The organism is Frankia sp. Mgl5 (genome assembly GCF_023242985.1).
Classification (GTDB): Bacteria; Actinomycetota; Actinomycetes; order Frankiales; family Frankiaceae; genus Parafrankia; species Parafrankia soli.
In genome coordinates, this window is sequence record NZ_JALKFY010000195.1 from 1 (window position 1) to 259 (window position 259).

Consider the following 259-nt stretch of genomic DNA (forward strand, 5'->3'; position numbering starts at 1 on the left):
TTCCATAGGCGTGCAAAAAGGGAATGCCAAATTTTGTCTCGTAGGCGTCGATGATTCCCCGTGGAGCCGCCGACCCGCCGCATAAAGCGGCACGCAAGCTTGACACATCGTAGTGCTCTTCTTCCAATGCTTTCAACACTCCAAACCAGATGGTCGGCACACCTGCGGCAAGCGTCACCTTTTCCTGCTGGATTAAATCCAACAGAATCTTTGGCGTCGGACCAGGACCGGGAAGGACTTGCTTGGCTCCCAGCCACAC

1 protein-coding gene is annotated in these 259 nt (G+C 54.8%); it reads right to left on the bottom strand.

The annotated features are described in order from the left end of the window. The coding region (locus MXD62_RS08970; protein ID WP_368862349.1) for an AMP-binding protein at positions 1-259 on the bottom strand (259 nt) is incomplete at both ends.